Source organism: Paenibacillus sp. FSL E2-0178, from assembly GCF_038593005.1.
GTDB lineage: Bacteria > Bacillota > Bacilli > Paenibacillales > Paenibacillaceae > Paenibacillus_AQ > Paenibacillus_AQ phytohabitans.
In genome coordinates, this window is the sequence record NZ_CP151953.1 from 2,599,748 (window position 1) to 2,614,988 (window position 15,241).

At 55.3% G+C, this 15,241-nt stretch carries 15 protein-coding genes; 3 read left to right on the forward strand and 12 right to left on the reverse strand.

Annotated elements, in window-relative coordinates; all coding sequences use genetic code 11:
• Positions 1 to 8: 8 nt before the first annotated feature.
• The 4 genes from MHI42_RS11460 to MHI42_RS11475 all read right to left on the reverse strand — a co-directional run bounded on the left by MHI42_RS11460 (position 9) and on the right by MHI42_RS11475 (position 5,319).
• Complete coding sequence (locus MHI42_RS11460) at positions 9 to 956, reverse strand: ABC transporter permease subunit (protein ID WP_047014013.1); 948 nt, start codon at positions 954 to 956, stop codon at positions 9 to 11.
• A gap of 77 nt (positions 957 to 1,033) precedes the next feature.
• A complete protein-coding gene (locus MHI42_RS11465) occupies positions 1,034 to 2,680 on the reverse strand; it encodes an extracellular solute-binding protein (RefSeq protein WP_342423834.1) in 1,647 nt (548 codons plus the stop codon).
• A 615-nt stretch (positions 2,681 to 3,295) separates the two neighbouring features.
• Entirely contained in the window at positions 3,296 to 4,291 is a 996-nt protein-coding gene (locus MHI42_RS11470; RefSeq protein WP_342423835.1) for an aldo/keto reductase, read from the reverse strand.
• A complete protein-coding gene (locus MHI42_RS11475) occupies positions 4,291 to 5,319 on the reverse strand; it encodes an oxidoreductase (protein WP_342423836.1) in 1,029 nt (342 codons plus the stop codon). Before MHI42_RS11475 ends, MHI42_RS11470 begins: the two co-directional genes overlap by 1 nt.
• Positions 5,320 to 5,535: 216 nt before the next feature.
• Between MHI42_RS11475 and MHI42_RS11480 the strand changes: the two genes are divergently transcribed.
• Positions 5,536 to 6,501, forward strand: coding sequence for an AraC family transcriptional regulator (locus tag MHI42_RS11480; RefSeq protein WP_342423837.1), 966 nt, complete (start codon positions 5,536 to 5,538; stop codon positions 6,499 to 6,501).
• A gap of 123 nt (positions 6,502 to 6,624) precedes the next feature.
• The gene (locus MHI42_RS11485) at positions 6,625 to 8,130 is read left to right on the forward strand and encodes an amidase (RefSeq protein ID WP_342423838.1); all 1,506 of its coding nucleotides are present in this window, start codon (positions 6,625 to 6,627) and stop codon (positions 8,128 to 8,130) included.
• 716 nt (positions 8,131 to 8,846) lie between these two features.
• Here the strand turns inward: MHI42_RS11485 and MHI42_RS11490 are convergent.
• The gene (locus MHI42_RS11490) at positions 8,847 to 9,305 is read right to left on the reverse strand and encodes a GNAT family N-acetyltransferase (RefSeq protein ID WP_342423839.1); all 459 of its coding nucleotides are present in this window, start codon (positions 9,303 to 9,305) and stop codon (positions 8,847 to 8,849) included.
• A gap of 215 nt (positions 9,306 to 9,520) precedes the next feature.
• Between MHI42_RS11490 and MHI42_RS11495 the strand changes: the two genes are divergently transcribed.
• Complete coding sequence (locus MHI42_RS11495) at positions 9,521 to 9,790, forward strand: NUDIX domain-containing protein (RefSeq protein ID WP_083442782.1); 270 nt, start codon at positions 9,521 to 9,523, stop codon at positions 9,788 to 9,790.
• 96 nt (positions 9,791 to 9,886) lie between these two features.
• Here MHI42_RS11495 and MHI42_RS11500 read toward each other — a convergent pair whose 3' ends face one another.
• The 7 genes from MHI42_RS11500 to MHI42_RS11530 form a co-directional block, all read right to left on the reverse strand.
• Positions 9,887 to 10,783 (reverse strand): ABC transporter ATP-binding protein, encoded by an 897-nt coding sequence (locus MHI42_RS11500; protein WP_342423840.1) that lies wholly within the window; start codon positions 10,781 to 10,783, stop codon positions 9,887 to 9,889.
• Between the two features lie 29 nt (positions 10,784 to 10,812).
• Positions 10,813 to 11,955, reverse strand: coding sequence for an aliphatic sulfonate ABC transporter substrate-binding protein (locus tag MHI42_RS11505; protein WP_342423841.1), 1,143 nt, complete (start codon positions 11,953 to 11,955; stop codon positions 10,813 to 10,815).
• Positions 11,956 to 11,992: 37 nt separating this feature from the next.
• Positions 11,993 to 12,892, reverse strand: coding sequence for an ABC transporter permease subunit (locus MHI42_RS11510; RefSeq protein WP_083705135.1), 900 nt, complete (start codon positions 12,890 to 12,892; stop codon positions 11,993 to 11,995).
• A gap of 145 nt (positions 12,893 to 13,037) precedes the next feature.
• On the reverse strand, positions 13,038 to 13,352 hold the full coding sequence (locus tag MHI42_RS11515; protein WP_342423842.1) for a multidrug efflux SMR transporter: 315 nt from the start codon (positions 13,350 to 13,352) through the stop codon (positions 13,038 to 13,040).
• Positions 13,352 to 13,855 carry a multidrug efflux SMR transporter gene (locus MHI42_RS11520; protein WP_342423843.1) on the reverse strand — a complete coding sequence of 168 codons (504 nt, stop codon included), beginning with the start codon at positions 13,853 to 13,855 and terminating at the stop codon, positions 13,352 to 13,354. The genes MHI42_RS11515 and MHI42_RS11520 overlap by 1 nt, the downstream gene beginning before the upstream one ends.
• Positions 13,856 to 13,877: 22 nt before the next feature.
• On the reverse strand, positions 13,878 to 14,786 hold the full coding sequence (locus MHI42_RS11525; protein ID WP_342423844.1) for a LysR family transcriptional regulator: 909 nt from the start codon (positions 14,784 to 14,786) through the stop codon (positions 13,878 to 13,880).
• 109 nt (positions 14,787 to 14,895) lie between these two features.
• The gene (locus MHI42_RS11530; RefSeq protein WP_171718803.1) at positions 14,896 to 15,240 is read right to left on the reverse strand and encodes a thioredoxin family protein; all 345 of its coding nucleotides are present in this window, start codon (positions 15,238 to 15,240) and stop codon (positions 14,896 to 14,898) included.
• Position 15,241: the final 1 nt, after the last annotated feature.

Consider the following 15,241-nt stretch of genomic DNA (forward strand, 5'->3'; position numbering starts at 1 on the left):
GGTTCACCTCACCACAAGCTATTTTTGTTGACTTTACGGCTCACGTAATTCGCGGTAATCAGCAGGAACAGGTTGATTACCGAATTAAACAAGCCTACGGCAGAGCTGTAGCTCCAGCCGAATTCAAGCAGCCCTTTGCGGTAGACGAAGGACGAAATCACATCGGCTGTCTCATAAGTGATCGGGTTGTACAGCAGGATAATCTTCTCGAAGCCGACATTCAGCAGATTCCCCATCCGGAGAATCAGCATAATGGAGATGGTCGGCAGAATGCCGGGCAGCGTAATATAGAACATCTGCTTGATCCGGCTGGCTCCGTCCATCCGCGCCGCCTCATACTGCTCCACATCAATGCTCATCAGGGCGGCAATATAGATGATTGACTCCCAGCCGATCCGCTGCCAGATCTCCGAGAGGATGTAGATGGGACGGAATAACTCCGGCTTCTGCAGCATGGCCTGCCCGTCATAGCCGAAGAACGTAAACAGCCCGTTGATCACACCGTCAGCATTCGTGAAGTCGGTAATGATTCCGCAAATGACTACGAGTGAAATGAAATAGGGCATATAGGTGATCGTCTGGGCCACCCGTTTGAATGACTTGCTGCGGATCTCGTTGATCAGCAGGGCCAGAATGATCGGCGCGGGAAATTCAAAGATCAGGGAGTAGAAGCTGATGACCAGCGTATTTTTCAGAATCCGCCAGAAGTAATAGCTGTTGAAGAAATCGTGAAAATGCTTCAGTCCGACCCAGTCGCTCCCGAGAATGCCCTTCATCGGCGAATATTCCTTGAAGGCAATCAGTGCGCCGTACATGGGGGCATAATGAAAAATAAAATAATAAGCGATGACCGGAATCATCATCAGATACAGGTACTTGTTGATCCGGAAATCACGGAGGAAACGGTTTGTCGTCCGCGCAGGTGCCAGGGCTCTTTGTGCTGCGCCGGTTTGCATTTTTGCCATGCGGCTGTTTCACCTCAAATCCAGGGTTGAGCGAGGGCTTCCGCCCTCAGCCCATTGTTATCCGGCCATTATCTGGCGTTATAGCGGTCCAGTGCTGCCTTCTGGATTTCGATCGCACGGTCCAGTTTCAGCGACTTCATCTTGTCCACGTAGCTCTCATACTTCTCCAGCGGCTCCTGGCCGAGGATAATCTTCAGTGTCATTTCATCCACCAGCGTATTGATATCATTCATAATCGTCGCATACTCGGAGCTCTCCTCCGGAGTCGGTGTAATCGGCGGCAGATTGTATTTGTCCGCATCCGTGTTCTTCCAGATGCCCACCGCGTCACGCTGGGTCTGCAGGGCGAAGAATTGCTCGGCATAACGCTGATCCTGGACAAACGGACCGTTGTAGCTGCCGCGGGCATACTTCGAAATCGCCTGCGCCGGAGCCAGCTTGTCCGGATTCTTCAGCAGCAGGTCGGTGTATTTCGGATAGCCATCCTCCATATTGTAGCTGACGCCCTCCGTACCGAAGTTGAAGAACAGATGGCCTTCCTCGCTGTAGCCGTAATCCAGCATTTCCACGGCGAGCACCGGGTCCTTGGCTGAGGTTGTGATGGCTACCGTTCCTTCGGAGGCATAGGCCTGGCTCTTCTGTCCGAACTTAGGCGTTTCGCCTTTGTTCAGCACCGGATAAGGTGCGGCGACCAGCACAGCCTTCGGATCATTGCCTTCGACCAGCGGCTGCCATTTGCCGATCCCTCCGCCCGCGTTGCCTACGGATGCGCCGGTCTCTCCTGAAGCCATGTTGCCGTCCAGTGCTTTGGAATCTGAGGTGGCGATATTCTTGTCCAGCAGGCCGTCCGCGTACCACTGGCGGAACAGCTTCAGGTATTCCTTGAAGCCGCTCTCGGCAGGGCCGAACTTGATCGCGCCGTCTTCCTGATAGAAGCCGCGGGTCACGCCGAAAGCCCCCAGGAAGGCGCCGTTGCCGGATTCATTGAAGAAACGCGGCTTGCTGACGACGGAGAACGGTGCGGCCGCCCCTTTTTTCTCCTTAAAGGCGGTCAGGGTCTTGGTCCAGTCATCAATGGTCTCCGGCACCGGCAGGCCCAGCTCATCCAGCCAGTCCTTGCGGATAATCGGCCCCTGGAACACGCGCAGGAACTCATCCCCCCGGATAAAAGGGAACGCATAATAGCTGCCGCTGTCCGTCTTGACCATCTTGTCAATGTCCGGATGATCCTGCAGATATTTCTTCAGATTCGGCGCATGCTTGTCAATCAGATCATTCAGCTTCAGAATGTATCCGTCATTGATCGCTTTCTCAGGCCCCCCCGGAAAGTCGCCCAAAAAGTTGTACTCAATCATATCCGGCAGATCGCCCGAAGCCAGCATGACATTAAGTGCTTCTTTAACCTGGCCGGTCGGCGGGGCCGTGAACTTCAGCGGAACGCCGGTTTGCTTTTGCCAATCCTGGAAAAAAGGAATTTCATCATGCGTCGCCGCAACACTAATCAGATTGCCGTTGATTTCCCCCCAATAAGAGAGCTTCTTGTCCGTCTGGATCGGGTACGTAACCGGCCCGCTTGCTTCGGTATCATTGGCTGTGTTACCTGTATTGCCTGTATTGCCGTTGTTGCCCGCCGCCGGATTATTATTGGAAGAACAGGCGGAGAGCGATGCTGCGAGCATCATAAGAATCAGTGCAGAAGTTAAGCGTCTTTTCATTACATGACCTCCGAATAAGGTGTGGTGAGATGCATCTCTTCCACAGATTAACGAATGGGCAGGGCTTACGATATGGGCGAAAACAGGGATTGTATGCTGATTTCCGGCTACGGCAGTGACAATTTCTCCAATGCAATGGGCAAAATCGCTCTGACAGCGCCATTTTGAGCATTTCTGGAGGAATTAGAGGGATTTATCCCTCTAATTTCCTCCCATAGCCTGCTGCCGGCCAATTCAGAGGGATTTATCCCTCTAATTTCCCCCCATAGCCCGCTTCCGGCCAATTCAGAGGGATTTATCCCTCTAATTTCCTCCCATAGCCCGCTTCCGGGCCAATTCAGAGGGATTTATCCCTCTGATTTCCTCCCATAGCCCGCTTCCGGCCAATTCAGAGGGATTTATCCCTCTGATTTCTCTATGCGGGGTCTATTTTCAGGGACAAAAGATGAGTTGGTACTACGTATAAAATAAAAGCTTGGATTATCACCAAATGCTCAGCAATTTTTGCTCAACTGTCAGATTTCTTAAATTTCACGAAAAACCGCCCTGCATAATGAAGGCATCAGCTGCCATCATGCAGGGCGGTTCTAACGGGGAAATCGCTTATGATACGTCTTAGCGGTCAATCGTTGCCATAATCCAGTCGGGGTAACGCTGCCCGGAGATTGTCCCCGGCGCCAATGCATCGTCCAGCCGCTTCATCTCGGCCGGATTAAGCGCGAGGCTGCCCGCGGCCACATTCTCTTCAAGGTATTTCCGGCGTTTCGTGCCGGGAATCGGCACGAAATCTGCACTCTTATGCAGGATCCAGGCCAGCGCGATCTGTGCGGGCTTCGCCTGCTTCAGTGCAGCGAGTTCATGTACAATCTGCGCAGCCTTCAGGTTAGCGTCATAATTGGCCCCCTGGTAGCGGGGATCGGCGCGGCGGGTATCGCCTTCGGCATAATCTTCCGAACGTTTCACCCCTCCTGCCAGGAATCCCCGCCCCAGCGGGCAGAACGGTACGAGCCCGATGCCCAGCTCGCGCAGCACAGGAATGATATCCGCCTCCAGATTACGCTCCCATAGCGAATATTCACTCTGCAGCGCAGATACCGGATGAATCGCATGGGCGCGGCGGATGTTGCGGGCACCCGCTTCGGACAAGCCGAAGTAACGTACCTTGCCCTCTCTGACCAGATCACCTACTGTTCCGGCTACCTCTTCGATAGGCACAGCCGGATCAATGCGGTGCTGATAGAGCAGATCAATATAGTCGGTGCCCATCCGCAGAAGCGAGCCTTCTACCGCCTCGCGGATCTCCTCCGGCCGGCTGGCTCTCTCGGCACCGACCTGCTTGCCGTCCTTGAACCGGAAGCCGAACTTGGTTGCTAAGATGACTTCGCTGCGGCGGCCCTTGAATGCCCGGCCCAGCAATTCTTCATTCGTAAGGGGACCATATCCCTGGGCCGTGTCGAAGAAATTACAGCCGAGTTCAATGGCCCGGTGCAGTGTGGCTATGGAATCACCCTCATCCGCCGGTCCATAGGATTGACTCATTCCCATGCAGCCCAGGCCGATGGCGGGTACCTCCAGCCCCTGACTGCCAAGCTTGCGTGTGTGCAGTGTCATTATCCCTCCCCTCCAATTGTGAATTCCACATTCGTCAGCTGCTCACTCAGGCTCCAGAGGCGGTCCGCCGCTTCAGGGTCGACTGCGTGCGGCATCACGCCAAGTGCCAATGAGCCTATACGGCGGGCAGCCTCGTTACGGGTGACAGCTTCGGCATTCTCCACCAGCGGGGCAATATCGCAGTTCTCACAGTAGACGCCGCCCATCCCTTCCAGCTGCGGGCTTACCGCGCACCATACACTGGTCGCTGCCCCCTGCTGTGCTGTTTTGAGATTCCGCGAAGGATCTAGAATAGGGTTGCCAGCTCCGTCAATCACACCGGCGGCTTGAAGTTCTTGGAAGGACAGATGCTCCTCGAGGCCCGTACCGGCGATGCTGCCCGGATGAACGGAGAAGGCGCGCACACCTTCGTCCCTGCCGCGCTTGTCCAGCGCCAGCGCGAACAGAATATTGGCCGTCTTCGACTGGCCATAGGCGGACATGCGGTCATAGCTGCGGTGTACGAAGTTCGGATCTTCAAATATGACCGGGGATTGCCGGTGTCCCCATGAAGATACCGAGACGACTCTAGCCCCCTCGGCCTGACGCAGAGCGTGCCATAGACGGGCCGTCAGCTGAAAGTGTCCCAGATGATTGGTAGAGAAGTGAGACTCGTATCCCCTCTTATCGCGCACCAGGGGAGCAGCCATAATACCTGCGCTGTTAATCAGCAGATGCAGCGGCTGTCCGGAGGCAAGAAACCGTGCTGCGAAATCATCAATGGAGTTCGGGTCCATCAGATCCATCCGCTCAATTTTGACATTGTCTATTCCGGCAAGTGCAGCTCCCGCTCTGGCGGTATCCCGCGCCGGGACAAGGACCTCTGCACCGGCAGAAGCCAGTGCGCGCACCGTTTCGAGCCCAATCCCGGAGTATCCGCCGGTAATAATGGCATTGACGCCGCTGAGGTTTGTGCCGTGCAGAATCTCCTCGGCAGTTGTGGAGGCTCCAAAACCGGAGCCGATAGGTTGTTGCTGGTTAACTGTCATGATCCAGGACCTCCTTGAATAACATCTCAAGGCTATTATCGCTTGCCCTCCATGGACATCATAGACCGTTTCTGCCTAAAACTTGCCTAAAGCTGCAATCACTCTTTTACCATCCCATTCTGCCTATTGCTTCCGTACAAGTTACGGCTATACTGTACACTAACAGTACAGGCTAGAGAGAACTGAACCTATATAAACAGGAAGGCGGGATGTACAATGACAGAGCAGCAGCTCGAGACCCGCTCCGCTCCTGGACAGAGTACCGGTAATCATCAGGAGCAGATCGCCGGGATCATCGCGCAGACTGAGAAAATCACCCTTGCGGACGGACGCCATCCCACTGTGATCCCGTATCTTTCGATTTCCCGCAACAGCCGGATAACCCCGCTGATTCCAAGTGTCTTAACGCCTTCCTTTTGTCTGATCCTACAAGGCATGAAGAAGCTGCACTACGGCTCAACCAGTCTTGAATATCTGCCGGGAGACTACATGGTGTCCATGATCCATCTCCCTGCCTTCGCGCAAATTGCCGGGGTCTCCAGGGAAATGCCTTATATCGGTCTTCGCATTGACATCACTACACAGGAAATCGCCTCTGTAATGACGCAGGCCGGAATCAGCATAAAGCCCAGAAACAAGAAGGTGAATAATGCCACCTTTATTGGCAAAGCCGACGCCAGCCTTCTGGAGGTGTTCAGCCGGCTGCTGAAGCTCACAGTCAACGGCAATCCCCGGGAAGCCGTCTATCTGTCCGGACTCATCAAGCATGAGCTGATCTTCAATTTGCTGACCGGCGATTACGGGCATTTGTTCCTGCAGGAGGTGCTCTTTGACCAGAAAGCCGGAGGTATCGGCCAGGCCATCGCATGGATTCACCAGAATTACAGCCGCTCCTTCACCGTCCAGGAGCTTGCTGATGCCCATAATATAAGCGTATCCGGCCTGCATCATAAGTTCAAAGCAATTACGGCAATGGGACCGTTGCAGTATCAGAAGCAGCTGCGCCTCCAGGAAGCCAGACGGCTTATGCTGAGCGGTTCCATGGGTGCCACGGCTGCTGCCATGGAAGTAGGCTATGAGAGTGCCTCGCAGTTCAGCCGCGAATACCGCAGACTGTTCGGCCTCCCGCCGCTCAAGGATATCCAGGCTGTGCGAAGAAGCATCGACCCAGGTGAATTCTAGCAGCCGATTGGGAAGTCTGACGCTCCCGAAGTATACTAGAGATGCTGGTCCCAACTATTACTATCCGCAGACGCATCTATAGCGATTATAGCCTGCACACCCTGCCAGAAAGAGGTTGTTCACATGTCGTTGTCTTCTTATTCCGCTCATGATGCTCTGGGGCTTGCCGCCCTTGTTAAGGCACGTGAAGTCTCACCCCGCGAGCTCGTGGAAACCGCCTTTGCCCGGCTCGATGAAATGAATCCGCTGCTGAATGCAGTAGTCCGCACCCGGCGGGAGGCAGCGCTGAAGGAAGCGGATGAGATGCCGGTTCTTGATGATGACACTTCCCGGCCGTTTGCCGGCGTGCCCTACCTGCTGAAGGATATCTCCCAGGCGATCGGCGGAGAACCGCTGACTTCGGGTGCCCTGCTCATGAAGGACAATATTGCCAAGCGGGACTCTAATTACGTAGCCCGTATCCGCCGCGGCGGCTTCATACCGCTGGGACACACGAATACCCCGGAATTCGGCCTCAAAAATATTACCGAGCCCCTGCTCCACGGCCCGGCGCGTAATCCGTGGAACCCCGCCTATTCCCCCGGCGGTTCCAGCGGTGGTGCTGCGGCGGCCGTAGCCGCAGGGATCGTTCCTGCCGCCGGAGCCAGTGACGGCGGCGGCTCCATCCGCATACCGGCCTCGTTCACCGGCCTGTTCGGACTGAAGCCGACGCGCGGGCGCACGCCGGTCGGCCCTGGCGTCGGCCGCCAGTGGCAGGGCGCGTCGATCGACTTCGCCCTGACGCGGACTGTGCGCGACAGCGCCGCGATGCTTGATCTGCTTCAGGTGGTGCAGCCGGAAGCTGCTTTTCAGACCCCGCTGTATCCGGGGGTCTATCTGGATGATCTGCTGAAGCCTGCGCAGCGGAAGCTGCGGATTGCGTACACTACAGCTTCGCCGGTGGGTACACCGGTATCGGAAGAAGCTGTACAAGCTGTGATGAACACTGTAAAGTGGCTGGAATCGGAAGGCTATGCGGTTGAGGAAAAGCTGAGTCCGGTTAACGGGGTCAGACTGATGGATAACTACTATACGATGAATGCCGGTGAGGTATCGGCGATGTTCCTGTCGCTCGAGAGCGGTATGGGCCGCACGATTGCGGCAAGCGAAGTGGATATTGTTACCTGGGTGCTGGCCGAAGCCGGTAAACAGGTCTCAGCCGCAGAATTCGTACACAGCCTGCATGAATGGGATGTGGCCGCCGCGCAGATGGCGGCGCTGATGGACCGGTTCGACTTGTACATCACGCCTGCGAATGCGGATTCCGCACCGAAGGTCGGGGAGCTGACCCAGACGCCTGAGGAGATTCAGCAGCTGCTGGAAGTCAGCAGTCTGTCCAAAGACGCTCAGCGGCGGATGATCTACGAGATGTTCGAGCCCAGCCTAGCCTATACGCCTTTCACCCAGCTGGCGAATCTGACCGGTCAGCCGGCGATGAGCGTACCAGTGCATCTCACGGCGGAAGGCCTGCCGATCGGGGTTCAGGTCATGGCCTCCAAAGGCCGCGAGGACCTGCTGCTCCAGCTGGCCGCTTGTCTGGAACAATCACCGCTGTGGGTGGGAATGAAGGGGAACCCGCTGTTTGCCTGATATGTATTTGCTGAGGCTGAGTGTGTGTAAAGCTGGACGAGATGCAGACTGACTGCGGCTGCGTGCGATGTACGCTGGCGGAACGAGGGCTATACGACTAATAAGTGGAATAACAACACTTAATTCCCTCGAAATTTTCGAATATGAGATTTTAGTTGGATAAACGACACTTAATTCCATGCATATTGGCTGATATGAGCATATTGGGCACAATTAAGTGTCATAAATCCACCTAATTCCGATTCAGCAGATGGCGCGAAAAATTAAGTGTCATAAATCCACTTATTACAGCTTCCGGCTGTAATTTATCATAGTTCTGTCTATGAACGGATTAGCTGAGTATTATGAATATGCAGATTAGCTTAGACGCAGCTTCTGGTTGCTAACTGTGCATATGAATTGAAAGGTTACTCTTAATAGCAAAGGTTGTCCCGGCAGGAATACTCTACATTTCATAACTCACACGCATCATGTAGGCTTGCCTGCCGGAACAACCTTATAATTGAAGCACTTAGCGGGGCCGCAGCCTGCGCAGGGGTTAAGCCAAAAAGCACAGAAGAATGGCAAGGAGCCCCGCAGGCCAACCCGCTGATCCGGGACCGCGAAATATGCTTTTTAACATCCGCTTCATTACATATACTTCCTCGCACGCTCATTGTCTTGGTGCCAGCAACGCTCATTCAAAAGAATGACCGGGCAGGCTTCCCTGTTCTCCATCACTTCACCGCCAACCGCAGACATCTCATATTAGAGTGCTCATAGCCCGCCGCTTCATAAAAATGCAGCGCCCGCGCGTTCTCCGCATCGGCCAGCAGGGTGATCCGCAGAAATCCGCGCTCATTGGCGTAAGCAACTATACCGTCCATGAAAAAGCGGCCGCTGCCCTGCCTCCGCTCTTCAGCTGCTACAATGAAATCCTCCAGCATGATTACCGGCCCGCCTTCGAACGTGCTGAACGCAAACACCAGATTCACCATACCAGCCACCTTATCTCCCCGTTTGAGCAGCAGTAATTGACCGCGTTCCGGATGCGCCAGAATCAGCCGCAGTCCCGCCCTCTGCTTATCCAGGTTAGCCGCCGCACTGGCGAAATCCTGCTCCATTCCAAACAGCTCCTGCAGCAGCAGGCACATTTCTTCCAGATGCTCTGTCCCGGCTTTGGCTATCGTCAGCATAGTCCCGTTTCATCTCCGTTTCCATTTTATTTGGAATGGCTTAAGGCTCTGATGATGCTGAAAATAGCGTGATGATTAATCTCTTGCCCCTATCATAAATGATTCCTGCCGTAATCAACTGTGACTTTTCCCCTGTGAAAAAGAAGGCCGCTAAACGATACTGTATGTGAGATTCTTGCAAGAAGCAGCCTACTACGAATATAAGGACTGAGATCATGACCAGAAGTATTATTGTTACAGGCGGAGCCATTATTAAAGATAAACACGGCCGGATATTGTTACAACAACGGTCTGATTACGGGGATTGGGGATTGCCCGGCGGGGGAATGGAGGCCGGTGAAACGATTGAAGAGACCATGATCAGAGAAGTTAAAGAAGAAACCGGACTTGAGGTCAATCACTATAATCTACTCTCCATTTATACAGGAGCAAGAATGATGTACACCTATCCTGATGGAAATGAAGTTGTGTTTGTCATGATCTGAAAGAAAAGGCCATAGGACTTCTAAGAACCTGATCATGTTCTATAAAATAACAGCAGGCGCCATGGACTTTGTTGTGTCCATGGCGCCTGCTATTTCCTACGGCGCATCCATCCGCGACACCAGATACTCGCGCAGACTGCTGTACTCCCCGCCGCTGCGGATGTCAGCGAAGGAGCGGCTGATGCTGCCTTCTGTCAGCGGATTGGCGAAGTCCTCGACAATTCTGCCCGGTCCGGGATGCATGACAATCAGGCGGCTGGACAGCAGCAGGGCCTCATCCACATCATGGGTGATGAAGAACATGCATTTCCCGGTCTTGCGCCAGATCTCCCGCAGGTGAATCTGCATATTCTCGCGGGTCAGGGCGTCCAGCGCGCTGAACGGCTCGTCGAGCAGGACGATCTCCGGCTCGGCAGCCAGGGTGCGGGCGATAGCCGCCCGCTGCTTCATGCCTCCGGAGAGCTGATGCGGATACAGCCCGGCTGAGGCCGTAAGGCCCATCAGCTCCAGTAAATAAGCGACGCGCTCCCTGCGTTCAGCCTTAGGCTGGTTCTTCATCCGCAGCCCGAACTCAATGTTACGGGCTAGCGTCAGCCAGGGAAAAAGGTTCGCCTGCTGGAACACCACGCCGACCTCGGAATCCGGCCGGCTATGGCGTTTGCCGTTAATGGCGATGCTGCCCTGCGAAGGCTTCAGGTACCCGGCGATAATGTTCAGCAGGGAGGTTTTGCCGCAGCCCGAAGGACCAAGGACAACAACGAATTCGCCCGGTGTCAGCTGCAGATTAACCTCCTGCAGCACCTGGCTTGCATTGGCCCCTCTGCCATAGGTGAGGCCGATGTTCTCCAGCAGGATGCCCTGTCCGCTGCCGGTGGAGGTTACCGGTACCGCAGCAGCTCCGGCCATACCGGAAGCCGCCCCCCTGCGTCCGCTCTCCCCGTAATTCCCGGCACTCAGTACACCTGTACCGTCCAGTTTTTCTTCCAAGATCATCGCGCCACCGCCTCCTTGTCATTGCTGGTCTAATTACCGGTATACAAATCGCTCCGCAAAACCTGCTGGTAGACCGAGAGGTCCGGTGAATCGGTGATCGACTTCTGCTCTACAAGGAAATCACCCGTGTCCTTCAGCAGCTGTCCGAATGCGCCCGGCTGATCCGGCGTGCCCATATATTCAGGGGCTGATTGCTGCGAGGCATCCAGCACGATAATTTCATTCATCGCCTTAAGCGTGGCTTCGGCGCTAAGTCCAAGCTCAGCAGACATCGCTTCCGCCGACTCCTGCGGGTGATCCCGGTAATATTTCACCGCTTCATCCAGCACAGCGATATAGCCCTTAACGGCATTCGGATACTTCCCGATGAAATCCTTGTGCACCACGCCGAACTCTCCGGTAATGCCGCCTTTGGCCGCCACATCGGCTGAGGTAATTATGACCTTGCCGCCATCCTCCACCAGCTTCGACTGGCTCGGCTGCCAGGTATAAGCGCCGTCGATATCGCCTCTCTGCCAGGCGGCAACGATGTCGGGAGCCTGCATATCAAGTATGGTAATGGATGCAGGATCAATGTTCTCCTGCTTCAGTGCCGACAGCAGGCTGAAATGCGAGGTGGAGCCGAAGGTGGTAGCGATCTTGTGGCCCTTGAGCTCGGCGAGGGAGCTGATTCCGGCAGCACTCTTGACTACCAGTGCCTCACTCTCGCCGATGACATCATGAATATAATAGATTTGATCCGGCAGACCTTGGGCCACACCGGAAGCTCCCGGAGGGGTACCCAGCAGGCCGAAGTCGATTCCGCCGCTGGCAATCGCCACGTTCACGTCGCGGCCGGAATCGAACTTGAGCCAGGATATTTTGATATCGGGATATTTCTTCTCCAGCAGGCCGAGGGACTTGGCCAGCAGCTCTCCGTTTGGTGAGACCTGATAGCCGATGCGGATTTCCTTCGGCAGCTCTTCCGCCGCGGCAGGTGCGGGCGTAGCTTCCTCAGCCACCACCGCAGCTGCCTCCGTAGCGTTGGCGTTCTCTGTGGCAGCCGCCGCTTTCGCTGTATTGCCGCTGTTCCCGCTATTGCTGGCAGAATTGCCGCAGCCGGATACCACCACCAGCAAAGCGAATATTGCCAGAAGGGTCCCTAAGCGAAACTTTGAATGAAGCTGTTTCATATATTTTCTACTCTCCTTTTATGAAAACCATAGTTATTCATTGCTCCGTCCAAGGCGATACACGCCGGATTAAGCTGCGGATAATCAGATCAATCACGATGGCAATCAGTGCCATGATGATAATGCCGAGATACATAATATCGCTGCGCAGGAACTTGCTCGCATCCAGCACCAGCCAGCCGACTCCCGATACGGCAGCCACCATCTCCGCAGCTACCAGCGTGGAATAGCTTACCCCGACTGCGGTCCGCAGTCCGGTTAACAGCTCAGGCAGCACCGAGGGAAAGATCACGAAGGCATACAGCTTCCAGCCCCGTGCGCCCAGCGATCTGGCCCCGTTGATCCGGTCCGGACTCAGCCGCTGCACACTGAACACGGCCGTAATGAAGAGCGGAGCGAAAGCCCCGAGAAACAGCAGCAGCACCTTCGACACATCCGTAATGCCAAACCAGAGAATGAGCAAAGTGTAGTAGGCAAGCGGCGGCAGCGGCCGGTAGAATTCGATAAAAGGATCAATAACCGCACGCAGCACCCGGTAACGGCCGCATAGAATTCCCAGCGGCACAGCCGTAACAAAGGCTGCGGCCAGGGCGAGAAACAGCCTGCGCATGCTGGTGCCGATATGGTTCAGCAGCGTTTGGCCTTTGTACCCTTCATGCAGAACATCGGTGAAGGCTGCCCATACGGTCTGCGGCTCCGGCAGGAACAGCGGATTCACCCACTCTCTGGCACTGACCAGCCACCACAGCAGCAGTGCGGCCAGCAGGGAAGCCACCGAAATTCCCCGGTACAGCCATTCTTTGGACCAGCCTGCTGCTGCAGGCGGTAACGCGGATGCCGTTGATTCAGCCGGATTCCGGCCGTTGCCCTTTGGTTCGCTAACGCTGATACTCTGCCCTTCCTCAGGACGCGCTGCCTTCGGTGTATTGCTCTGCATGTTGCGGGTCTCCTCTCTCTTGCCGGCATACAAAAAGGCCTGACTCCGGCAAGCAGGGCAGTTTCCGCCCTTGCTCCGGCTAATCAGGCCTCCGGCTGTCCGGTAGGCTTGTACCTGAATTTATGAATTTATTTTTCTGAACCCGTTACGATGTCAGCCTTAAGCCGATCATGCCGATAATAATGATGGCCAGGCATATCAGTTTGGACAGTCTAAGCGATTCTCTATACACCATGGCCCCCAGCACGACCGCTCCGCAGGAGCCGATGCCTGTCCACACGGCATAGGCCGTCCCGACAGGTATCGTCATTACCGAGCGCGACAGGCAATAGAAGCTAAGTGCAAGGGCGGCAACTGCGGCAACAGAGGGCCAGAGCCGACGGAATCCCCGGGAATATTTTAATAGAGGAACACTGGCGACCTCCGACAATCCGGCAATGATCAGCAGCAGCCAGCCCACTAGCGCAGGCCTCCTTGTTCACGGTCTCCCGGGGACCTCGTTGACAATGGCAGGAAGTGCCCTTTCTTCAGTGCCCGGCCAGGCTCACCGCCCCGGAGCGCTGCATCTGCTTCACCGCCGCCTTCCTGCGCCACACTCTCATCCCCAGCCGTCAGCTTCAGGCAGATCATGCCACAGAGCAGCAGCAGAATGAAGAAGATCCGCCAGAACCCGGCGGGTTCGTTCAGCAGCAGCATTCCGGCGGCGGCAGTGCCTGCCGCCCCGATGCCGGTAAATACGGTATATGCGGTTCCAACAGGCAGCCGCATCATGGCTTTTACATATAAGGTATAGCTTATTCCAATGCAGCACAGGACGAGCAGGCTCGGCCAGAACAAACGGAAGCCCTGACTGTATTTCAGCCCGGTGGCCCAGAAGATATCCACCAGTCCTCCGGCAACAACATAGAACCAGGCCGACATGCTGCGGTTCTGCAATGCAGAAGTCTGTTTCAGTACATTCATATCTGTGCTTCTCCTTATCCGTCTAGCCGATGAACTGGAGCATGGAGCTGAAGGATTTGATCGTTTCCATCATTTCTTTCTCCATTAAGGAGAGATGGTGCCGCTTCGTCCAGGCCAGTACAATTGACACATCCAGCTCCGTATCGGCAATATCGAGCGGCACAATGCTTCCCTTGTTCAGGAAATAATCACTCATGAATTTCGGGGCAAAAGCTGCGCACAGGTTCTGGCCGATCACATTCTCCAGCATCGGAAAGCTGTCCAGCCGGTAGGCTACGTTGTAGTCTCCGTGCTTCTGCAGCAGCTCGGACACCCAGCAGTCGGTAGCGAACTCCGTATTATACAGCACCAGCGGCTGGGCCAGCGCTTCCTGCAGGGGAACCGCCCCCCGGCCTGCCGATTCTGAATCCTTGCTGACAAGCAGCACCAGCCGGTCGCGGAACAGCTCTTTGATGCAGAGATCCTTCTCCTCCGGTTGTCCGCAGGTCTTCATGACGACACCGAAGTCCGCCTTGCCGGCCGCAATGTCGCGCAGATTATTGTTCGATTCCCCAACCTTCATCAGCACATTGACACCCGGATGCCGGTATTTGAAGGTAGTCAGCGCATTGACCATGATCGTGTTGCTGATGAACGGCTCCACCGCAAGATGGATACTTCCGGTCATGGCCTGCGTATTCTCCTCAGCCAGTGCCTTGATGTCTTCCAGCAGGTCGATAGCTTCCATCGCCTTCTGAATCACAGCCTGGCCGATATCGGTCGGCTGAACGCCCTGGTTAGTCCGCTTAAACAGCAGAATGCCGAGTTCAACCTCAAGCTTGGATACCGATGAGCTCAGCGCAGGCTGGGAAATGTAGGAGCGCTCGGCAGCCGTCGATATGGAGCCCGTTTGGGCTATCGCCACTATATGATAGAGCTGTTCCAGACGCATGGCTTCTCCCTCTTGATTCTTAATAGCCTCATTATATAACTATAAAACCAATGTGACTACTAGGAAAAAAGTCTGCTTCATCTCCTGCTGCGTCCTGCTACGCCATTGTTCAAGGCACCCATTGCTTTAACTGCTCCACCAGTACCGGATGCGGGTGAAACCCGCCAAGCCGCAGCTTGACCTCGCCGTTCAGGAACAACACCAGCTGCGGGATGCCCCGCAGGCGCAGACTCTGAAACAGCAGCCGGTATTTGCCGGCATCTACGCCATACACATTCATCCTGCCCTGGAAATCATGGGCTATGGCCTCGGCTACCGGGAACAGCTGCCTGCAGATTTTGCAGCGCCGGGAGCCGAAGAAGACAAGTACAGGACCTTCACTGCCGAAAGCGAGCGCTTCGAATTCACTGTCCGTAATATGGGAGACCGGCCTGCGCGGAATTTCCGGGCGCATG